The following is a 20,286-nucleotide window of genomic DNA, read 5'->3' as shown; positions in this document are numbered from 1 at the left end:
GTGCTGTTCCTGCTCGACCTGTTCCTGCTCGACCTGTCCCGCTCGACCTGTTCCTGCTCGACCTGTCCCGCTCGACCTGTCCCACTCGACCTGGACGGCCCGCTCCGCACTCGCGGCGGCCCGCTCTCCGGCGCCGCCGAGGCCGTCCGCTCCCTGCGAGCGGCCGGCCACACCCGTGCGCTTCCTGACCAACACCGACTCCCAGCCCACCCCGCCCTGCTGGCCGCCCTCCCGGCAAGGGGGCGTCGCGTCGAGGCCGCACAGACCGAGCTGTTCACCGCCCTGACCGCCGCCGAGGCGCTGCTGACCGCACCCGGCGCCGTCCGCGTCCTCCCCCCTGACCGACGCCGAGGTGGCGTCCCCGCTGGCCAGCCGCTTTCCACCGGCCTCACCGCCGCCGAGCCTTCGCCCGGCGCTGCGCGCCGGCCCACCGATGGGGTCGCCGTTACCCACGTGGTTGTTGGGGATCTGCGGGCGAACCTCTTCTATGAACTGCTTTGATGCGGCATTTCGGGCGGTGCTTGGGGGAGCGGCGCTGCTGCGCTGAACGGGTCAGCGGGTGCGCTTGTCGGTCAGCTTCGCCGTTGCGGGCAGGGTGAAGGTGCTGGTGTCGACCTTTTCGGCGTAGGCGGTCAGGGCCTGGTCTATCCGCTTGCCGTCGATCGTGGCGGCGAAACTGGCCATCGCGCCCTCATTGGTGACGCACAGGGAGAACTCCGACGTGGGGGTGCCGTCGACCTTGGCGAGTTGGAGGCAGCTTGCGGGCCGGCCCACGATGGTGGTGTCGCGGCGGGTGGCGGTCACGTCCTGGTCGAGAGCCGCGGTGTTGAGCATCGCCAGGGCCGCCTCGGGAGTGACCAGCGCGGTGCCGGGCAGGGGCTCCGGCAGGACCGGGGTGGGGTCGGTCTGCGTACACGTCCAGGCTTTGTCGCAGTTGATCGTGCCTTTGGCCGTGCGGATCAGGCGGCCGCCGGGGAAGTCGTAGGCGGTGCGGGTGGGGCGCTGGGCCTGCGTCACGGTGGCCGACTCACCGTCGGTGAGCTGGTATTTCGCGGTGTAGGTGAGGTCGGTCACGCGGGAGAGCTGAGCTGCGGTCTCGGAGATCAGGTCGTTGCGCGCGATGCCGGCAGCGCTGGCCTCGTCCAGGCCGGTGCAACCGCTCAGGAGCACGGCTGCGGCCACGGCGGGTAGGCCCACGGAGATCAGGCGCGCTCGGAAAGGCACGCCTGACACCTTGGCCTACCCGCGCAAGGCCGCGCAAACCAGTATCAGGGCTCGCTCAGTGACCCCGTTGGCGGGCCATCAGCTGGTTACGCATGATGTATCGGCGGATGACCTTCGCCTGGGCCTCGTCCTGGTTGTCGAAGATTGCCACCATCTCCACCGAAAGTGGTCCCCGGACCGGCACCTGCTGTCGCATCGAGCTGACCTTCAGCGCCGTGGCGGGGAACTCCACCAACTCGTCGGCGACCTGGATGCGCAGCATCATCTCGTCGCCGGGATTCAGGTCGATATCGGTGAAGTGGGCGCGAACGGCGCGTTCGCTCATGTCGTGCACCTCGCCGACGACATCCTCCGCGTCGGGCCGGCACAGGACAATCGGCTCACCGCCCCCGCCGCGGACGAAAAGTCTGCTCTGCAGCACCGAGGGATGGCCGGTGAACCGGACGTCCACCCGATTGCCGTCCACCGACACCACATAGCCCTCTTGGGCAACTCGGCCGCGAGGCGCGGCGGCCCAGCGCAACTCGACGGACGAGTTGGCGGGCGGTACTTGGGCCAGGGCGAGTGACAGCGTGATCGCCGAGCCGTCCGCGTGCACGACCCGGACCTCAGGCAACGTCTCGCCGTATGAGGTCATCTCGATGAATGACCCGTCGGGGGGAAGAGTCGGAGCGCTCATAGTGCCTGGGTCATCGGCCGGTGCGCGGCAACCTTGAGGCAACGAGCGGCGGAAGTTCACCGGCCGCGCGTACGGCCGCAACAGCGGGTCGATACGCTCAGGAACGCGGTCGGCCGCAGGGTCGCGGTCGGTATACGACAGCCTTACGCAAAAGGAGCGACACCACACATGGCCACCATCGAAGCGATCGTCGCCCGCGAGATTCTCGACTCCCGGGGCAACCCGACCGTCGAGGTCGAGGTCGGGCTGGACGACGGCACGGTCGGCCGGGCCGCGGTGCCGTCGGGCGCCTCGACCGGCGCGTTCGAGGCTCTCGAGCTGCGCGACGGCGACAAGGGCCGCTACCTCGGCAAGGGTGTCGAGAAGGCGGTCGCCAACATCGAGGACAAGATTGCCGACGAGCTGCTCGGCTACGAGGCGAGTGAGCAGCGTCTCATCGACCAGAAGATGCTCGACCTGGACGGCACCGCCGACAAGTCCGAGCTGGGCGCGAACGCGATCCTCGGCGTGTCGCTGGCGGTGGCCAAGGCCGCCGCGCAGTCGGCCGAGCTGCCGCTGTTCCGCTACGTGGGCGGGCCGAACGCGGCCGTCCTGCCGGTCCCGATGATGAACATCCTGAACGGTGGCGCGCACGCCGACTCGAACGTCGACGTCCAGGAGTTCATGATCGCCCCGATCGGCGCGCCGACGTTCCGCGAGGCGCTGCGCACCGGCGCCGAGGTCTACCACGCGCTCAAGTCGGTGCTGAAGAAGAAGGGTCTGTCCACCGGCCTGGGCGACGAGGGCGGCTTCGCGCCGAGCCTGCCGTCCAACGCGTCCGCGCTCGACCTGATCGGCGAGGCCGTGCAGGCCGCCGGCTTCACCCTGGGCACCGACATCGTGCTGGCCATGGACGTGGCGGCCACCGAGTTCTACAAGGACGGCTCGTACGTCTTCGAGGGCACCCCGAAGTCGACCGACGAGATGATCACCTACTACGCGAAGCTGGCCGACGAGTACCCGATCGTCTCCATCGAGGACCCGCTGTCCGAGGAGGACTGGGCCGGCTGGAGCGCGATGACCGGCCAGCTCGGTAACAAGATCCAGATCGTCGGTGACGACCTGTTCGTGACCAACCCGACCCGGATCGGCCGGGGCATCGCCGAGAACGCCGCCAACGCGGTCCTCGTCAAGGTCAACCAGATCGGCTCGCTGACCGAGACCCTGGACGCCGTCGACCTGGCGCACCGGGCCGGATTCAAGACGATGATGTCGCACCGCTCCGGTGAGACCGAGGACACCACGATCGCCGACCTGGCCGTCGCGGTGGGCAGCGGCCAGATCAAGACCGGCGCGCCGGCCCGGTCCGACCGCGTCGCGAAGTACAACCAGCTGCTGCGTATCGAGGAGCAGCTGGAGAACGCGGCCCGCTACGCCGGTGCGGGCGCATTCCCGCGTTACCGGGTCGCATAACCACCGGACCGAAGATCATGGAGTTGTGGCTCCCGCCGTCCTCGACATAGGTTCGGTTCAGCGGGTGCCACAACTCATGACCGGTCGAGCGGGGGAGCAGGGGTGACCACACAGCGGCGCACGCCGAGCGGACAGGGCCCGGCCCGCCGCACCGGCTCGTCGCGGGTGCGCACCACGAGCTCGACCCGCACGCGGGCGCGTCCGGCGTCGTCGCGGCGCACCGGCAGCATCAACACCGGCAGCGGACCGGCCAAGCGCACCGCCGCGCCCCGGCCGCCGCGCGGGCTGACCGGCCGGGCGACCGTCCTGATCGTCGTGTTCGTCGCGCTCGCCCTCGCGTACACCTATCCCTTGCGGGTCTATCTCGCCCAGGAGTCGCAGATCGCGCAGCTCGAGGCCGAACAGGCCGAGCAGCGCCGGGCGATCGCCGACACCTCCGAGGAACTCCAGAAATGGAAGGACCCGGAATACCTGCGCGCCCAGGCCCGCGAAAAACTGTTCTACGTACGCCCGGGGGAGACGCCCCTGCTGGTGTTGAACGACCCGGCCGGCGCCGCGCGCGAGGCCGGTAAGAACGCCCCGGCGGCCGCCCCCGACCGCTGGTACGAAACGCTGTGGAGCAGCGTCCGAGCCGCCGACGCGGAGTCGCCGAACTAATGGGAACACCCTCCGAAGCCGACCTCGAGACCGTGGCGGCCCAGCTCGGCCGCATGCCCCGGGGCACCCGGGCGATCGCGCACCGCTGCCCCTGCGGCAACCCGGACGTGGTGGAGACGTCGCCGCGGCTGGATGACGGCACCCCCTTCCCGACCCTGTTCTATCTGACCTGTCCGCATGCGACAGCCGCGTGCAGCCGGCTGGAGTCGGCCGGCGTGATGCGCGACATGCAGGACCGGTTGTCCACCGACCCGGAACTGGCGCTTGCGTACCGTAAGGCCACCGAGGACTACCTGGCCCGGCGCACCGCTATCGAGGACGTGCCGGAGATCGCGAACGTGGCCGCGGGTGGCATGCCCGAGCGGGTGAAGTGCCTGCACGTCCATCTGGGCCACGCCCTCGCCGTGGGGCGCGGGGTTAACCCGTTCGGTGATGAGGTGCGCGACGCGGTCGAGCCGTGGTGGATCGACGGCCCGTGCGTACGGCTTAAAAAGGACGAATAGGTGGAAATCCGGCGAGCACGGACCAGTGACATAAGGGCCATCCGGACTCTGGTGGACGAGTACACGTCCGACCGCCGGCTGCTCAGCAAGGCCACGGTCACGCTGTATGAGTCGGTGCAGGAGTTCTGGGTGGCGGTCGACGCCGACGACCAGGTGCTCGGTTGCGGCGCGCTGCACGTCATGTGGGAGGACCTCGCCGAGATCCGCACGGTGGCGGTCGACCCCGCCCACCGCGGTCGCAAGATCGGCCACAAGATCGTCGCGCGCCTCCTGGACGCCGCCCGTGACCTGGGCGTCCGCCGGGTCTTCTGCCTCACGTTCGAGACCCGGTTCTTCGGCTCGTTCGGTTTCACCGAGATCGACGGCGCGCCCGTTCCGCACAGCGTCTACGAGCAATTACTTCGGTCGTACGACGAAGGTGTGGCCGAATTCCTCGACCTGGAACGGGTCAAGCCCAACACCCTGGGGAACACGAGAATGCTGCTGCACCTATGAGAGTCGCGGCGATCGACTGCGGCACGAACTCGATCCGCCTGCTCATCGCGGACGCGGCCGGCGGCGGGCTCACCGACGTGGCCCGGCGCATGGAGATCGTCCGGCTGGGCGAGGGCGTCGACCGCACCGGCCGGATCTCCGACGCGGCGCTGGCGCGCACCCGAAAGGCCTTGCTGGGGTACGCGGCGGAGATCGCCGAACTGGGCATCAGCCGGGTCCGGATGTGCGCCACCTCGGCGTCCCGGGATGCGTCCAACGCGGCCGACTTCCGGGACATGGTGCGCAGCGTGCTGGGCGTCGACCCCGAGGTGATCACCGGCGACGAGGAGGCTCGACTCTCGTTCACCGGCGCGGTGGCCGGCCTGACCGCCGACCCGCCGTACCTGGTGGTCGACATCGGCGGCGGCTCTACCGAGTTCGTGACCGGCAGCAGCGGCGTCGAGCACGCGATCTCGATGGACATCGGCTGCGTCCGGATGACCGAGCGGCACCTGCACGACGATCCGCCCACGGCCGCCCAGATCGCGGCGGCCACGGCCGACATCACGGCCGCGGTGGACACGGCGCTCGCGGCGGTGCCCGGCCGCGAGGCGGCGACTTTGGTCGGCCTGGCCGGTTCGGTCACGACCGTCGTGGCACTCGCGCAAAACCTGCCCGGGTACGACGCGACGCGTATCCACCACGCCCGGGTGAGCCGCGACGAGGTGGCCAAGGTGACCGCGGACCTGCTGGGCATGACGGTCGCCGAGCGGCTGGCCCGGCCGGTGATGCACCCCGGCCGGGCGGACGTGATCGGCGGCGGCGCGCTGATCCTCCAGATCATCATGGAGCGGTCCGGGCTGACCTCGGTGGTCGCCTCCGAACACGACATCCTGGACGGCATCTGCCTGAGCCTGTAGGGGTCCACCGTCCGGTGGACAGGCTCGGCGTTTCCGGCAAGTGGGGGTATGACGGACGCATAGGGTGCGCTTCCGGAGGTGCTGACCGTGCCCGTTCTCTTGCTGTTCGTCCTCGCCGGTGTCGTCGGCTGCGCCGCCAACAGCTGGATCGCGTTCGCCCTCACGGTTTTGGGTGTCCCGGCGGCGCTGGTGATGCTCGGCTCGCTGGCGGAACGGTCGCGCCCTTCTTCCAGCCCTTACCTGGCCGATAAATACGACTTATCGGGTGGTCGGGTGGGGCGGCGTGTGCGCGCGGGCGGGGCTCGGCTGAGCGGCCGGCCCCTGGTCCGGCCGGTGGTGCCGCGAATGAGCCGGGCCGAGCGCCGGGCGGTGCGCGAGCGGGCCGCTCTCGCCGAGCGGAAGCGTCACGCCGGCGAGGTCGAGCGCCTGGCCGTCGAGTTCGGCCTGCCCAACCCCACCTACGAGAAGTTCGTGGCCGAGGAGCAGGCCCGGCTCCGGAAAATCCGCGAGGCCCTCGAAGACTGAAAGCCGTCAATTCGCGGCTTGACGGTATTTCGCACTGCGAAGTACTGTGCAGCGCGTGGATACGACCCAACTCCTCAAGGGCGTCCTGGATCTGGCCGTGCTGGCCGTCCTGCGCGACGAGGACGGATACGGCTACGACATCCTGCGGCGGCTCCGGGCCGCCGGGCTGGACGATGTCGGTGACGCCTCCGTCTACGGCACGCTGCGCCGGCTGTTCAACGCCGGCTTCCTGAACACCTACGTGGTGCCCAGCGACGAGGGCCCGCACCGCAAGTACTACGCGCTGAACGCCGCGGGCCGGGCGGAGTTGCAGCGGTCCGGCAAGATCTGGCAAGGCTTTGCATCCATCATGGAAGATCTGCTGCGCGATCGGGGGGCGGCGTGAACGTCACGGATTCCGACGAGATCACGGCGTATGTCGAGGGCGTCCGGCGGGCCCTGGCGGGAGTGTCCGAGCCGACCCGCCTCGACCTGCTCGAGGACCTGCCCGAACACCTGGCGGAGGTGCAGGCCGAGGGGATCGGCACGCTGGTGGAGCGGCTGGGCCCACCGGAGGTGTACGCGAAGGAACTGCTCGCCAGCGCGGGCCTGATCGGCGGCTTCCCGGACCCGCCGGCGCCCAACCGGTTCGCCGGCCTGATCGAGACCCGCGACAACGTGCTGCGCCTGGTGCACGACGCCGACGTCCGGACCGGCCCGGTGATCGGGTACGCGAAGACCAGCGATTTCCTGCTGCTGCTCCGTCCGGCCTGGTGGGTGGCGCGCGGTTACCTGGTGGCCATGCTGATCGCGTACATGGTCGAAGGAAACAGCCGGGAAATCGGTCTGCTGCCCCGGATCAGCGGCAACGACCTGCTCGCCCTGGTCCTGCTGACCGGCTGCGTGATCGTCTCGATCGGGCTGGGCAAACGCACCGACACCCTCGGCGGGGGCCCGCGCCTGGCCCTGCGGATCGGGACTGTGGTGCTGATCCTGGTGGCGTTCGGCGGTTTCGCAACTGCGGACAGCAGCACCCGGCAGCCCGGCTATTTCGACGTGAGTTACCACGGCGGCAATCCCAACGAGTTCGGCCACGTCAATGACGTCTACGTGTACGACAATCAGGGCCGTCTGGTGGAGGGCGCGAGGTTGTACGACCAGGACGGCGCCCCCATTCAGCTGGGCAACAATTACTGCACCGACCCGAACACCGGCGAAACAATGCGGTCCCGCAGCCTGGGTTACCCGTTCTGCCCGCAGAACGCTCCGCTGGGTGCATCGCCGAGCGTGACCCCGGCCGAGGGCGCCGGCCCGGCCGGTCCTTCTCCTGCGCCCGATGACGCTTCGGCGTCGCCCACCGGCCCTTCGCCGTCGTCCGCCCGCCCTTCGCCGTCGCCTTCCAGTTGATCGCCGTCGCCGGCCGGTGTGCCTCCCGGGTGCGCCGGCCCGCGAATTACGTCCCGCACCGCCGAGTGCCGGCGTATGTGGACCTTTGGCGAATGCGCTGAGCAGATGCGCTCGGAGTGGCGGGGGCGGGCGAGCGGCTTTCGGGGCGGCGTGTTGTGCTGCCGGGGTGACGATGCGGTCTCGTACCAAGGACGACGTGGTGGCGCACGCTGCTGCCGCCGCCGATCTCGGCGTGCTGGACGCTGAGATCGCGGAATGCTTTGCCTGCCCGCGGCTGGTGGCCTGGCGGGAGGAGGTCGCACGGGTCAAGCGGGCCGCCTTCCGCGACCAGGAGTATTGGGGGCGGCCGATCGCGGGCTTCGGCAACGCGGACGCGGAGATCGGCATTCTCGGGTTGGCGCCGGCCGCGCACGGCGGCAACCGCACCGGCCGGCTCTTCACCGGCGATCGCTCGGGAGATGTCCTCTTTGCCGCGCTGCATCGGGCCGGCCTCGCCAACCAGGCGTTGAGCGTCGCCATCGGCGATGGCCTCAAACTACGGAATACGCGCATTTTCCCGGCCGTCCGATGCGCGCCGCCGGACAACAAGCCGACCCCGGACGAGCGGGACACCTGCGCCCCCTGGCTGCATCGCGAGATCGAGCTGATCCGGCCGACGCTCAAGGTGGTCGTGGCGCTGGGGGCGTTCGCCTGGGCCGCCTGGTGGCCGGCCATGAGCGCGGTCTACGGCGAGCGGGCTCCGGTGCCGCGCCCGAAATTCGGGCATGGTGCGCAGATCAACATGCCCGGCGTTCCGATCCTGCTTGGGTGTTTCCACGTCAGCCAGCAGAACACCTTCACCGGGAGACTTACCCCGGCGATGCTCGATGAGGTGTTCGCCCGTGCAAAGGCCGTCGCGGGCCTGGCATGATTCGGCACAGCCGGAATCCCCCGAACCGACAGGTCTGAGCCAGCCCGATGGATCTTGCCGCAGTGCGCCGCTGGTGGCCCCTTGCCGCCGTCCTGGTGTTGCTCTTCGTCACGGGGCTGGCGGCCACCCGGTCGGCGCCTCAGCTCGACCAGATCGTGGACGACGCGGCGCCCACCACCGACCCGCCGCTGCTGCCGACCGCCGCGCCCAGCGTCGCGCTGGAGACAGCGCGTCCCGAGCCCGAGGCGGCCGAGGGGCTGCCGGACTGGGTGGGGTCGGTGGCCGTGCTGGTTCTCGGTGGGCTGGCGTTGATCGTGCTGGGGCTGGTCGTCTACGCGCTGTTCCGCGAGCAGGCCAAGCGCCGGGCCCGCAAGAAGGGCCGGAATCCGACCCGCCGCGACCAGGGACGCACGGCCGACGAACTGGTCGCCGCGCTGGACGCCGGCCTCGAGGAGTTGTCCGACGCCGATCGTGATCCGCGCCGCGCGGTGATCGCCTGCTGGGTGCGGCTGGAACAGGCCGCTGCGGCCGCCGGCACGCCGCGCAACCCGGGCGACAGCCCCACCGACCTGGTCGGGCGGCTGCTGCGCGAGCAGCGGGTGGACGCCCAGGTGCTGGCCGCGCTGCTGGACGTCTACCGGCAGGCGCGCTACGCCACGCACACCGTCGACGACGAGATGCGGCAGCAGGCCCGCAGTGCGCTGGAGCGGCTGCGCGCCGACCTCGGTGCGGTGGTGACGCTATGAGCGACGGCGGTCTCGACGAGCTGTTCAGCGCCCGCGACGAGCCGGTCGAGGAGGCGCCCGAGCCGGTTGCCAAGGAGCGCTCCCGGGCGTTGATGATCCTGCGCAACGCGCTGCTGGTGATCGCCGCGACCGTGGTGACGGTGGCCGGCCTGCGGGCCGGTGGCCTGCGGATCTCGGTGCCGCTGGTGGTGGTGTTCTTCATCGGGCTGCGGCTGGTGCTGTTCGCGGTCTCCGAGGTGGCACCGCCGCCGCTGCCGAAGCGGCGAGCGGCTGGGTCCGCGGCGTCGCGCGAGGCGGGCAACGACTCACTGCGGTTGGCCGTACGCCGCTGGGAGCGCAACCTCGACCGGGCGCATGCGGACGCCGAGGTGTATACGCGTAACGTCTTGCCGGTGCTGGCGGAGCTCACCGACGAGCGGCTGAGGTTGCGGCACGGGATCACCCGGCAGTCCGACCCACGCCGGGCCCGTGAGTTGCTCGGCGACCCGCTCTGGGCGGCGCTGCACGATCCTGGCCGAAGACATCCGAGATCGCGTGAACTCGAAGCGTACGTGGACACGTTGGAACGACTGTGAGAAAGGTACGCCGGTGACCGAGAACGCCCTTCCCCCGTACGAGGTGGGCAGGTTGGCCGGTGCCGTCCTGGACTCGGTCGGCAGCGTGGTGGTCGGCAAGCGCGAGTCCCTGGAACTGGTGCTGGCCGGCATCCTGGCCGGCGGTCATGTGCTGCTCGAGGACCTGCCCGGCCTCGGCAAGACGCTGACCGCCCGCTCCTTCGCCCAGTCGCTCGGGCTCGACTTCCGCCGCCTGCAGTTCACCCCCGACCTGCTGCCCGCCGACGTCACCGGCTCGTTCCTGTACGACCAGCGCAAGGGCGACTTCGCGTTCCGGGCCGGCCCGGTCTTCACCAACATGCTGCTGGCCGACGAGATCAACCGGACGCCGCCCAAGACCCAGGCCGCGCTGCTCGAGGCCATGCAGGAAAAGCAGGTCTCGGTCGAGGGCGTCACCTACCGCCTGGACCCGCCGTTCCACGTGCTGGCCACCGCCAACCCGATCGAGTACGAGGGCACCTACCCGTTGCCGGAGGCCCAGCTCGACCGGTTCATGCTGCGGGTCTCGTTCGGCTACCCGACCGCCGAGGAGGAGTGGGACGTGCTCCAGCGCCGGATGTCCCGGCGCCAGGAGGACGCGTACCTCCAACCGGTGGTGGACGCCCGGATGCTGCAGGCCATGCAGGCGTCGCTCGAGCTGATCACGGTCGAGGACTCCATCGGGCGTTACATCGTGTCCCTGGCCTCGGCCACCCGTGAGCACGCGTCGGTGCTGGTCGGCTCGTCGCCGCGGGGCTCGCTGGCGCTGCTGCTGCTGGCCCGGGCCCGGGCCGTGATGGCCGGCCGCGACTTCGTGGTGCCGGAGGACGTCAAGGACGTGGCGGTGCCGGCCCTGGCACACCGGATCACGCTGCGGCCCGAGATGTGGCTGCGCCGGGTCGACCCGGCTTTCGTGGTGCACGAGGTGCTGACCAACGTGCCGGCCCCGGCGAGCGGGGCCTTGCCGACGTACGCCCGGCATGACTGACCGATACCAGCTGCGCACCGCGGTGCCGCCGGCGGCCGAGGCGGAACAGTGGTCGGCGCCGGTGTGGGTGCCGACCCGGGCACTGGGCCGCTCGGTGCTGCTGACCGGCCTGCTGCTGTTGCTCGGGGTGGCGCTCGGCCGGGTCGACCTGGTCCTGCTGGCCGCACCGTTCGCCATCGGTGCCGCCATCGGCCTGCGCCGCATGCCGCGGTCCGCGCCCGAGGTGACCATCGCGGCCGACGAGGACTACGTGGTCGAGGGCGGGCACGTCGAGGCCGCGGTGACCGTGAGTAACCCTGACGTCATCACGTACGACCTGGTGGTGGTGCGGACCCGGACGTCGCCCTGGCTGAAGCTGGAGCACGCCGACCGGCCGTTCGCGCTGACCGTGCCGCCGGACGGCTGGCAAGCGGTCGACCTGCCCGGCAACGCGACCCGGTGGGGCCGGCAGGACGTCGGCCCGGCGGCGGCCCGGGTCGCGGCCTGCGGCGGCCTGCTGGCCTGCCGCCCGGTGGTGACCAGCGCGCGCGGCGTGCGGGTCTATCCGGTGACCGAGCCGTTCAACGCGACCGAGGCCATGCCGGCCGCCGCCGGGCTGGTCGGCAACCACCGGTCCCGCCGGCCGGGCGAGGGTGGCGAGCTGGCCGGGGTCCGCCCGTTCGCGCCGGGCGACCGGCTGCGGCGCATCGACTGGCGGGTCTCGCTGCGCACCCGCGACCTGCACGTGGCCTCGACCCTGTCGGACCGGGACGCCGAGGTGCTACTGCTGCTCGACGTGCTGGGCGAGGTGGGCGTCTCGGGCGGTGTCTCCGGCGGGGCCTCGGTGCTCGACACCACGGTCCGGGCCGCGGCCGCGATCGCCGAGCACTACCTCCAGCGCGGCGACCGGGTGTCGCTGCTCGAGTACGGCGCCGCGGCCCGCCGGTTGCGCCCGGCCACCGGCCGGCGGCAATACGTGCTGATCCTCGAGTGGCTGCTGGACGTGCGGCCCGACCCGGTCGAGCTGGACGAGGACGACTACGAGAACGTCTTCGGCGTGCACCACGTCTCGTCGGACGCGCTGGTCATGGTGCTGACCCCGCTGGTCGATCCGCGGTCGGCCGACATGCTGGCCCAGCTGACCCGCTCCGGCCGGTACGTGGTGGCGGTCGACACGCTGCCGCCCGGCGCCGCGCCGGTAAACCGGAGCCACTGGACCCCGCTGGCCACCCGGCTGTGGCGGATCGAGCGCGAGAACGTGCTGGGCCGGCTGCGCGAGCACGGCGTACCGGTGGTGGCCTGGGCCGGGGCCGGCAGCCTCGACCTGGTGCTGCGGGACGTGGCCCGCCTCGCGTCGGTGCCGAGGGGCCGCTGATGGCCCTCTTCGCGTTCGGCAAGAAGCTCGATGTCACCAAGTCGGTGCTGGCCCGGGCCACCCCGGCGCCGTTCCTGGTGCGCTGCGGGGTGGCGCTGGCCGGCCTGCTCGCGATGATCGTGGCGTGGCCCGCGGCCCTGGTCGGCAGCGAATACTTCGTCCTGCTGGCGCTGGCCGCGATCTATCCGGCGGCGGCGCCGCGCGGCCGTGGCGCCACTTTCTCGGCGGTGCTCGTGGTGGCCGGCTGGCTGGTCGACACCACCGGTTACGACGCGCCGGTCGCGCTCTGGCGGGTGCTGACCATGGCCAGCCTGCTCTACATCGGACACAGCCTCACCGCGCTGGCCGCCGTGCTGCCGTTCGACGCCGTGGTGAACGTCGACGTGGTGAGCAACTGGCTGCTGCGGGTCGCCGGCGTGGTGCTGATCTCGGCGGTGCTCACCGTGGTCGTCCTGGGCCTGTCCGCCGACCTGGCCGGCGGCGCCTTCCTCCTCGCGACGATCGTGGGCCTGGCCGGTGCGGTGGGCGCCACCGTCCTGATAGCGCGACTCTTGCAACGTGTGCCCGACGGCACGTGACCAACGGCGTTGTCGAACGTCACAGCAGGGGTCGCCGAGCGGTCCCGCGCGGGAGAATGGGGGCGTGAAACCGCAGCGCATCGTCGTCGTAGGGGCAGGGCACGTGGGGCTGTACGCGGCCCTGCGGCTGTCGAAGAAGCTGAGCCGGCGCCGGGCCGAGGTGGTCGTCATCGACCCGCAGCCGCACATGACGTACCAGCCGTTCCTGCCCGAGGCAGCCGCCGGCAACATCTCCCCGCGGCACTCCGTCGTGCCGCTCCGCCGCGAGCTGAAGAACTGCCGCATCGTGTCCGGCGAGGTCACCAACGTCGAGCACGCGCGCAAGACGGTCACCATCCAGCCCATCGAGGGCCCGTCCACCGAGATGACGTACGACCACATCATCGTGGCGCCCGGCTCGGTCTCGCGCACCCTGCCGATCCCCGGCCTGCGCGAGCGCGGGATCGGCTTCAAGACCATCGGTGAGGCCATCTACCTGCGTAACCACGTGCTCGACCAGCTCGACGTGGCGGCCGTGACGCCCGACCCGGCGGTGCGCCGGGCGTCGCTCACGTTCGTCTTCGTGGGTGGCGGTTTCGCCGGCATCGAGGCGCTCGCCGAGATGGAGGACGTGGTCCGCGAGGCGATCGGCAAGTACTACCCGGAGCTCGACCAGGACGAGGTCCGCTTCGTGCTGGTGGAGGCGACCAAGCGCATTCTGCCCGAGGTGGGTCCGGAGATGGGCGCGTACGCCGCCCGCGAGCTCGACAAGCGCGGCATCGACCTGCGCCTGGACACCCGTCTCGAGTCGTGCGTCGACGGCGACATCGTGCTGGCTGAATCTTCCCGCAGCGGAAAACCCCAGGACAACCCCGATGATGGCGAACGGTTCCGGGCCGAGACCCTGGTCTGGACGGCGGGTGTGAAGCCGTCGCCGATGCTCGACCACACCGACCTGCCGCGTGGCCCGCGTGGGCACGTCACCTGCGCGCCCACCCTCCAGGTGGTCGACGGCGACCGGGTGCTGGACGGCGCGTGGGCGGCCGGCGACTGCGCCCAGGTGCCCGACCTCACCAACCCGGGTGCCTACTGTTCGCCGAGCGCGCAGCACGCGGTCCGGCAGGCCAAGGTGCTGGCCGACAACATCCGGTCGGTGATTCTGGGCTTCGAACCCGAGAACTACCGGCACAGGTACGTGGGCAGCGTGGCCGGTCTGGGCCTGTACAAGGGCGTGGCACACGTCTACGGGCTGAAGGTCAAGGGCATGCCCGCCTGGTTCATGCACCGCACTTACCACATGAGCCGTATCCCGTCGTTCAACCGCAAGGTCCGGGTCGTCGCCGACTGGACGCTGGCCTTCGTGCTGCGCCGGGAGACGATCGCGCTGGGCCAGTTGCACGCCCCCAGGGACGAGTTCACCCACGTGACCCCTCCGGTTCGGGAGACCGCAGGGTCACGCTGACGGGACCGCCAGTCCGATTCCACTGCCCGGGCGGCAACCGATACGGTGTCAGCAGCCCGCCCGGGTGGTGGAATGGCAGACACGGCCGCCTTAAAAGCGGCTGCCTCGCGAGGCGTGCGGGTTCGAGACCCGCCCCGGGCACCCTGAGCCTCCGCACGGAGATCATCGGCCGTTGGTTGGGGTCTGCTGCGTGTCCCACTGGGGGCACGCAGCGGTTCCGCAACGAGATTGCAGGGCTACTCCGAGCTTGCTGGCATCGGCTAGCCGGTTCTCGTAGCGACTAAGGTCGAAGACTCAGCGTGCTCTCATCGGCTAAATGAGTAAGTTAATCACGGTCTCTGATGATCAGTTCGACGACGCTTTAGGGTGCCGTTGGCTGTTGCAAGGCACGTCACATTCGGCATCTACCAGCATCGCCTTGGCGGTCTACCTCGCTAACGGCAGATGCGGTGCCCTCCTCCGGCAGGCGCACTCATGGGTCATCGGCCCAGCCGGGCGGGCATCGCAGACCAGCCGGATAGACGCCGCATCCGGCCACCGCGGCGAGCACGGTGGCCGGATGTGGGTGGCTGTCAGGGTTTGAGGACGACCTTCTCGCAGTTGTCCTGCTTGTTCTTGAAGACTTCGAAGCCGTGTTCTGCCTCGTCGAGCGGCAGGGTGTGGGTGATGATCCGGGTGGGATCGATCTCTCCGCGTTCGATGCGCTGCAGCAGCGGCTTCATGTAGCGCTGCACGTGGCATTGCCCGGTACGCAGGGTCAGCGCTCGGTTCATCCACGCACCGGCGGAGAATTTGTCCAGCAGGCCGCCGTACACGCCGATCACCGAGACCACGCCGCCGCTGCGGCACGACAGGATCGCCTGGCGCAGCGCGTGCGGGGGTTCGGTCTCCGACCGTACGGCCTGCTTGACCCGGTCGTACGCGGCGATGTGGGCGCTGCCGTGGGTGGCTTCCATGCGACCGCGTCGATGCACTTGTCCGGTCCCCGGCTACTGGTCGGCGCGTTCGGCACGGCCGCGTTCGCGCTCACCACCTCATACAGACGATCATCCAATGGCTGCCCTACGTCCACCGGCCCTGCCCGAATATCCTGAACGGCGGCCGCCGTACTAGAGACCAAGGGTCGCTAGGCCGGCGGTTCCGGGACCTACAGTCCTCCGGCACCACCGGCCGGCACCGGAGAAGCGGCTCGAATTCCGGGGCCGATCGGGCGCATGCAACGCCTCCGAAGTGGGTACCCGGCACTCAGGGAGGCGCGGTGGCTGGAAACAGCAGCGCACGAGGCGAGTCGGTGGCGCGTCGGCTGCTGCGTGTGTTGGACGCGTTCAGCATCGAGCGTCCCGAGCTGGGTCTGACCGACATCAGCCGGACGACCGGCCTGCCCCCGGCCACCGCCTATCGGCTGCTGCGCGAACTGATCGAGCACGGCGCGGTCCAGCGTACGGCTGCCGGGCGGTATGCCGTCGGCGTGCGCTTGTGGGAGATTGGCCGGCTGACTCCGACAATCTCCCGCCTGGACGATGTGGCCATGCCGTACCTGGAGGATCTCTACGAGGCCACCCACGGATCGGTGCACCTGGCCGTACCGCTCGGCGCCGACGCGATGTACGTCTCGGCGATCAACGGCCACCAACCCGTGCGACCGCTGCGTCCCCCGGGCACCCGGGTGTCGTTGGCGTCGCCCGGGATCGGTCAGGTGCTGCTGGCGTACGCCGCGACCGAGGTACTCCACGAAGTGCTGGCCGACGGCCACCGCACCGGCGGGCGCCCGGCCTGCTCGGCGTATGGGCTCAGACAGTCCCTGGCCGACATTCGGCGACATGGCCTGGCCGAGTCCCGCGACGGTATCGGGCCGTTCTCCGCCGTGGCCCCGGTCTTCCGCGCGCAGGCGACGATCGTGGCGGCCGTATCCGTGGCGGTACGCGCACCCAGCGACGGTCGCCTGTTGGGCAACCTGCTCCGCCGCACGGCGGCGGAGATCTCGCGCGAACTCGGCGCGTCGAAACGCGAATTCCCCCGCATCGAAGCAGGTCACAACGCCGGCTTAGCCGGCGACCGCCGCGCGATCGAGGGTCGATCTTCCATTCAGTGAGGTATGGGCCGGCGGCCACCCGTCTGCCTGCCCGGGCCGCACCGCTGCGCGAGAACGGCATTTCCGCCTTCGTGTCGGCGTTGAGCCGCGCCCGGCCACCCGAACGGAGGATGGGCGGACGTACGGCCGGGGATGTCACGCGTCTCCCGCACGGGCCGGCCGGCGGTGGGCCGACCGCAGCCGGGAGCGCGCGCCGCCGGGCACGGCCGCCCCGGCGCTACCCCGGCCGGCCCTTCGCGATGTGGTCGGCGACCCGCCACGCGTTGGCCATGATGGTCAGGGTGGGATTGGCGCCGGTCGCGGTGGGGAATGGTGCGCCGTCGACGACGAACAGGTTGTCAACCTCGTGGGCCCGGCAGCTGCGGTCCACGACCGACGTCTCGGGGTCGTTTCCCATCCGCGTGGTGCCGTGCTGGTGCGAGCAGTTGCCGGTGATCCGGTCGATGTAGACGCGGTACACCTTGTGCGCCCCGGCCGCCTCCAGGATCTCGGCGTTACGGTCAATCAGCCACCGGCCCATCGCGATGTCGTTGGGGTGCGGCTGCACCGTGATGCGGGCGGCGGGCAGGCCCCATGCGTCGGTCACCTTCTCGTCGAGGTCGACCCGGTTGTCGTGTTGCGGCATGTCGTGCACGACCATGGCCACCGCCATGCTGTGGTTGAAGTACTCCCGGTCCATGCGCTTGGCCTCGGCGCCCCACAACGGGCGGTCCGGCAGTCCCCAGTTGATCGGCAACGGGATACCCACCCCGGCACAGGCGACGTGACCGCCGCTGGCGAAACCGCGGTTGTCGTCGTGCTCGTAGAACTGGAAGCTGCTGGCGCTGACGTACCCGCCGCCCGCCCAGGCGTAGATGGAGTCGTTGAACAGCCCGACGGCGGCGCTGTACTCGTGCCACGTGACGTTGCGGCCCACGAGGTCGTTGCCGTTGGCCAGACCGTTCGGGAAGCGGGCCGAGCGGGACAGCAGCATGAGCCGGGCGGTCTCGACCGCCCCGCAGGCGAGGATGAAGACGTCCGCCTCCTGCTCGATCAGGTCTCCGTCGCCGTCGGCGTACACCGCGCTGCGGGCCCGGCCGCGCTCGTCGACGGTGATCTCCCGGACGTACGAGTCGGGCCGCAGGTCGCAGCGGCCGGTGGCCACCGCGTCCGGCACGAACACGTTGAGCGCGCTCGAGCGGGTGCCGGTCGGGTCGCCGTGCTGTTGGGCAAACGCGCTGATCACTGTCGGCGGCCGGCCGTTGTACGGCTGCGACAGCGCCGCCTGCGGCGTGGGGAACGAGTTGTACCCGAGCGCGGCACAGCCGGCGTGGAACTTCTGCGCGTACCGTGACATGGGCATCGGCGGGCACGGGTACCCCCGGCTGCGCGGGGACTCGAACGCGTTCGCGCCGGCCGCCCCGGAGACCCCGAATGCCCACTCGACCTTGTCGTAGTAGGGCTCCAGGTCGGTGTAGCCGATCGGCCAGTCGGCGAGTGTCGCGCCCGGCAGGTCGCCGATGACGGTCCGTGGCCGGAAGTCGTTCTCGGTGAACCGGGGCAGCCAGCCCTGCCAGTGCACCGTGCCGCCGCCCACCATCTGCGGCACCGGGCAGAACAGCTCCACCCGCGGTTCCTCGTCCGCCGAGCTGCGCACCGTACGCGGGTTCAGCAGCGGATCCGGCCACAAGTTGTACCGGTTGACGTTGGCCAACTCGTCCCCGCCGAACGTCTCCCTGGTCCGCCACGGACCGCGTTCCAGCACCACCACCTGCACGCCGGCCTCGGTGAGCACCTTGGCCGCCGCCGCCCCTGACGCGCCCGCGCCGATGATGCACGCGTCGACCCGGTCAGGCTTCCGCTTGGGCGCCATGACCAACCTCCTGCTCTGCGAAGTACGGGAGTGCGGTGTAGCGCCCGGAGTGCACCTCGGCGAGCGACGTGGGCCCCGGGAACCCGATGACGTCCCAACCGACCCGGTCGCGATTGCCGCCGTAGATCGGATCGGCGTAGAAACCCTGCCGGGTGTGCAGGGCCAACAGCGGAAAGAAGTCGAGATCGATCTCCACGCTGGCTTGTTGCAGCGGCGTCTCCACCGGCGCGAATCCAGCGACCGTCTCGGCCTCGGGTAATGTCGTCGGGCGGTCGAGTTCGCTCAGCACGGTGTCCTGTTGTGCCGGCTCCAACGTGGCGAAGTCGCTGCCGAACCGGTCCCGACTGCGCCGGTCCAGGTCGGCGATGCCATGAGCGTACTTGTCCCGGATGATGTCCAGCCGCTGCCGCCAGGCGTCGGCCCGCTTGCCCTCGAGCTTCTCGAAGCCGCTGCCGTCCGGCTTGGCGTAGACGTGGTCCAGACCGGACAGGTACCGGTCCAGGAAGTCGATGGTGCCCGCCTCGCGGGCGCCGGGGGCATCGTCGGTCGGGATGATTCGGGCCATCGCCGCCTCGACGGTGGCGCGCTGGTGTGGATCGAAGAACATCTCAGGCCACCAGGAGGGGTCGCAGGGTCCGATGCGCAACGCGCAGTCCAGTTTCGATCTTGTCCTCGGTGCCGCCCCACAGCGGATCCTCGTGTTCGACCGAGAGGACCCCGTCGAACCCGCCTTCGTAGAGGGCGTCGACGACGCGGGTGGCCACCTCGAGCGCCTCGAACGCGTTCTCCGAGGCCCACGCCGCGATCTGCTCCAGACTGCGGTTGGGCAGGCAGGCGGTCAGGAGACCGAGTTTCATTGGGGTACCTCCACCCATGTCTCGTCGGCGGCGGACTCGACGACCGCTGCGGTGAGGACGGCCGCTCGCAGCCCGTCGGCGAACATCGGCAGACCGTCGGGTTTGTGGCCGCCGATCGCGGCGTACACGTCGGCCACGAATGCCGTGAAGCTGTCCTGGTAGCCCTGGGGGTGCCCGGCGGGTAGCCGGGCGTAGCCCGCCGCCGGCCCCGAGAAGGTGTCCGGGCCGCGGGGTACCACCTGGTTGCCGCGTTTCCCGCCGACCCAGAGGGAGTCCGGCAGTTCCTGGTCGAATGCGTAGGAAGCCGACGGGCCGTCGAACTCGAACCACAGCCGGTTCTTGCGGCCCGGTGAAACCTGGCTGACCACGACCGATCCGGAAGCGCCGCGGTCGGTGCCGAACAGCACGGCGGCGCCGTCCTCGGTGATCCGATCCGGATGGGCCGTTGCCATCCGGGCGATGAGCCGGGTGATCCGGTGCCCGGTGGTGAACTCCATCAGGTCACACCAGTGCACGCCGATGTCACCGAACGCGCGGGAGGCGCCGCCCAGTTTCGGGTCGACCCGCCAGTTGGTCGCGTCGCTGCCGGCCAGCCAGTCCTGCAGGTACGAGCCGTGCAGCAGCCACAACGGACCCGCGTCCCCGGCGCCGATGCGGGCCCGGGCCTCCCGCACGGACGGATAGAACCGGTACACGAACGGCACCGCCGCGACCAACCCGGCGTCGGCCGCCGCCTCCACCAGCCGGCGGGCGTCGGCCGGGTCGGTGGCGAGGGGCTTCTCGCAGATCACGTGCTTGCCGGCACGGATCGCGGCCTCCGCCTGCGGCACGTGCAGAGCGTTGGGGGTGCAGACGTGCACGACGTCGACGTCGTCGGCGTTGATCAGCTCCTCCGCGGAGGCGCAGGCGTGCTCGGCCCCCAGTCGACGCGCCGCCTCCGCGGCGTGTTCCAGGCTCTCGGCCGCGACGTGGGCGAGCGCCCCGCCGGCCGCCCGTACGGCGTACGCGTGCACGCCGCCGATGAATCCGGTGCCGATGATGCCGGAGCGCATGTC

At 70.6% G+C, this 20,286-nt stretch carries 24 protein-coding genes and 1 tRNA gene; 18 read left to right on the top strand and 7 right to left on the bottom strand.

Features of this window, described 5'->3' with window-relative positions; translation table 11 throughout:
* The gene (locus Ari01nite_RS17090; RefSeq protein ID WP_203782249.1) at positions 1-501 is read left to right on the top strand and encodes an HAD family hydrolase; all 501 of its coding nucleotides are present in this window, start codon (positions 1-3) and stop codon (positions 499-501) included.
* A 51-nt stretch (positions 502-552) separates the two neighbouring features.
* Here the strand turns inward: Ari01nite_RS17090 and Ari01nite_RS17085 are convergent, their stop codons facing one another.
* Complete coding sequence (locus tag Ari01nite_RS17085) at positions 553-1,224, bottom strand: hypothetical protein (protein WP_203782248.1); 672 nt, start codon at positions 1,222-1,224, stop codon at positions 553-555.
* Positions 1,225-1,279: 55 nt separating this feature from the next.
* A complete protein-coding gene (locus Ari01nite_RS17080; RefSeq protein ID WP_239162805.1) occupies positions 1,280-1,861 on the bottom strand; it encodes a hypothetical protein in 582 nt (193 codons plus the stop codon).
* 210 nt (positions 1,862-2,071) lie between these two features.
* On the opposite strand from Ari01nite_RS17080, the gene eno reads away from it, so the two are divergent.
* The 16 genes from eno (at position 2,072) to Ari01nite_RS17000 (ending at position 14,571) form a co-directional block, all read left to right on the top strand.
* Positions 2,072-3,355, top strand: coding sequence for a phosphopyruvate hydratase (eno, locus tag Ari01nite_RS17075; RefSeq protein ID WP_203782246.1), 1,284 nt, complete (start codon positions 2,072-2,074; stop codon positions 3,353-3,355).
* A 102-nt stretch (positions 3,356-3,457) separates the two neighbouring features.
* Positions 3,458-4,012, top strand: a complete 555-nt coding sequence (locus Ari01nite_RS17070) for an FtsB family cell division protein (protein ID WP_203782245.1) — start codon at positions 3,458-3,460, stop codon at positions 4,010-4,012.
* Positions 4,012-4,515 carry a DUF501 domain-containing protein gene (locus tag Ari01nite_RS17065; protein ID WP_203782244.1) on the top strand — a complete coding sequence of 168 codons (504 nt, stop codon included), beginning with the start codon at positions 4,012-4,014 and terminating at the stop codon, positions 4,513-4,515. The genes Ari01nite_RS17070 and Ari01nite_RS17065 overlap by 1 nt, the downstream gene beginning before the upstream one ends.
* Positions 4,516-5,010: an amino-acid N-acetyltransferase gene (locus tag Ari01nite_RS17060; protein WP_203782243.1), complete on the top strand. Its 495-nt coding sequence runs from the start codon at positions 4,516-4,518 to the stop codon at positions 5,008-5,010.
* Positions 5,007-5,909, top strand: a complete 903-nt coding sequence (locus Ari01nite_RS17055) for a Ppx/GppA phosphatase family protein (protein WP_203782242.1) — start codon at positions 5,007-5,009, stop codon at positions 5,907-5,909. Before Ari01nite_RS17060 ends, Ari01nite_RS17055 begins: the two co-directional genes overlap by 4 nt.
* A gap of 87 nt (positions 5,910-5,996) precedes the next feature.
* On the top strand, positions 5,997-6,434 hold the full coding sequence (locus tag Ari01nite_RS17050; RefSeq protein ID WP_203782241.1) for a hypothetical protein: 438 nt from the start codon (positions 5,997-5,999) through the stop codon (positions 6,432-6,434).
* A gap of 55 nt (positions 6,435-6,489) precedes the next feature.
* The gene (locus Ari01nite_RS17045) at positions 6,490-6,819 is read left to right on the top strand and encodes a PadR family transcriptional regulator (protein ID WP_203782240.1); all 330 of its coding nucleotides are present in this window, start codon (positions 6,490-6,492) and stop codon (positions 6,817-6,819) included.
* Entirely contained in the window at positions 6,816-7,820 is a 1,005-nt protein-coding gene (locus Ari01nite_RS17040) for an HAAS signaling domain-containing protein (RefSeq protein ID WP_203782239.1), read from the top strand. The genes Ari01nite_RS17045 and Ari01nite_RS17040 overlap by 4 nt, the downstream gene beginning before the upstream one ends.
* 172 nt (positions 7,821-7,992) lie before the next feature.
* On the top strand, positions 7,993-8,730 hold the full coding sequence (locus Ari01nite_RS17035; protein WP_203782432.1) for a uracil-DNA glycosylase: 738 nt from the start codon (positions 7,993-7,995) through the stop codon (positions 8,728-8,730).
* 47 nt (positions 8,731-8,777) lie between these two features.
* Positions 8,778-9,476: a DUF4129 domain-containing protein gene (locus Ari01nite_RS17030; protein ID WP_203782238.1), complete on the top strand. Its 699-nt coding sequence runs from the start codon at positions 8,778-8,780 to the stop codon at positions 9,474-9,476.
* A complete protein-coding gene (locus Ari01nite_RS17025) occupies positions 9,473-10,051 on the top strand; it encodes a hypothetical protein (RefSeq protein ID WP_203782237.1) in 579 nt (192 codons plus the stop codon). The genes Ari01nite_RS17030 and Ari01nite_RS17025 overlap by 4 nt, the downstream gene beginning before the upstream one ends.
* 13 nt (positions 10,052-10,064) lie before the next feature.
* Positions 10,065-11,057, top strand: coding sequence for an AAA family ATPase (locus Ari01nite_RS17020; protein ID WP_203782236.1), 993 nt, complete (start codon positions 10,065-10,067; stop codon positions 11,055-11,057).
* A gap of 10 nt (positions 11,058-11,067) precedes the next feature.
* Positions 11,068-12,411, top strand: a complete 1,344-nt coding sequence (locus Ari01nite_RS17015; protein ID WP_438872191.1) for a DUF58 domain-containing protein — start codon at positions 11,068-11,070, stop codon at positions 12,409-12,411.
* Positions 12,411-12,989, top strand: coding sequence for a hypothetical protein (locus tag Ari01nite_RS17010; protein WP_203782234.1), 579 nt, complete (start codon positions 12,411-12,413; stop codon positions 12,987-12,989). The genes Ari01nite_RS17015 and Ari01nite_RS17010 overlap by 1 nt, the downstream gene beginning before the upstream one ends.
* Before the next feature lie 64 nt (positions 12,990-13,053).
* Positions 13,054-14,430 carry an NAD(P)/FAD-dependent oxidoreductase gene (locus tag Ari01nite_RS17005; protein ID WP_203782233.1) on the top strand — a complete coding sequence of 459 codons (1,377 nt, stop codon included), beginning with the start codon at positions 13,054-13,056 and terminating at the stop codon, positions 14,428-14,430.
* A 58-nt stretch (positions 14,431-14,488) separates the two neighbouring features.
* Positions 14,489-14,571 (top strand) — tRNA-Leu (locus Ari01nite_RS17000).
* 431 nt (positions 14,572-15,002) lie between these two features.
* Here the strand turns inward: Ari01nite_RS17000 and Ari01nite_RS16995 are convergent.
* Complete coding sequence (locus tag Ari01nite_RS16995) at positions 15,003-15,386, bottom strand: MDR/zinc-dependent alcohol dehydrogenase-like family protein (protein ID WP_239162804.1); 384 nt, start codon at positions 15,384-15,386, stop codon at positions 15,003-15,005.
* Positions 15,387-15,688: 302 nt separating this feature from the next.
* On the opposite strand from Ari01nite_RS16995, the gene Ari01nite_RS16990 reads away from it, so the two are divergent.
* A complete protein-coding gene (locus tag Ari01nite_RS16990) occupies positions 15,689-16,522 on the top strand; it encodes an IclR family transcriptional regulator (RefSeq protein ID WP_203782232.1) in 834 nt (277 codons plus the stop codon).
* A 217-nt stretch (positions 16,523-16,739) separates the two neighbouring features.
* Here Ari01nite_RS16990 and Ari01nite_RS16985 read toward each other — a convergent pair whose 3' ends face one another.
* The 4 genes from Ari01nite_RS16985 to Ari01nite_RS16970 are packed head-to-tail and all read right to left on the bottom strand — an operon-like array spanning position 16,740 to position 20,283.
* Positions 16,740-18,374: a GMC family oxidoreductase gene (locus tag Ari01nite_RS16985; protein WP_203782231.1), complete on the bottom strand. Its 1,635-nt coding sequence runs from the start codon at positions 18,372-18,374 to the stop codon at positions 16,740-16,742.
* Positions 18,352-18,981, bottom strand: a complete 630-nt coding sequence (locus Ari01nite_RS16980; protein ID WP_203782230.1) for a gluconate 2-dehydrogenase subunit 3 family protein — start codon at positions 18,979-18,981, stop codon at positions 18,352-18,354. The genes Ari01nite_RS16985 and Ari01nite_RS16980 overlap by 23 nt, the downstream gene beginning before the upstream one ends.
* Before the next feature lies 1 nt (position 18,982).
* Positions 18,983-19,231, bottom strand: a complete 249-nt coding sequence (locus Ari01nite_RS16975) for a hypothetical protein (RefSeq protein ID WP_203782229.1) — start codon at positions 19,229-19,231, stop codon at positions 18,983-18,985.
* A complete protein-coding gene (locus tag Ari01nite_RS16970; protein ID WP_203782228.1) occupies positions 19,228-20,283 on the bottom strand; it encodes a Gfo/Idh/MocA family protein in 1,056 nt (351 codons plus the stop codon). Before Ari01nite_RS16970 ends, Ari01nite_RS16975 begins: the two co-directional genes overlap by 4 nt.
* Positions 20,284-20,286 lie beyond the last annotated feature (3 nt).

This window comes from Paractinoplanes rishiriensis, from assembly GCF_016862375.1.
Lineage (GTDB): Bacteria > Actinomycetota > Actinomycetes > Mycobacteriales > Micromonosporaceae > Actinoplanes > Actinoplanes rishiriensis.
This window is presented reverse-complemented; position numbering and strand designations above follow the sequence as displayed.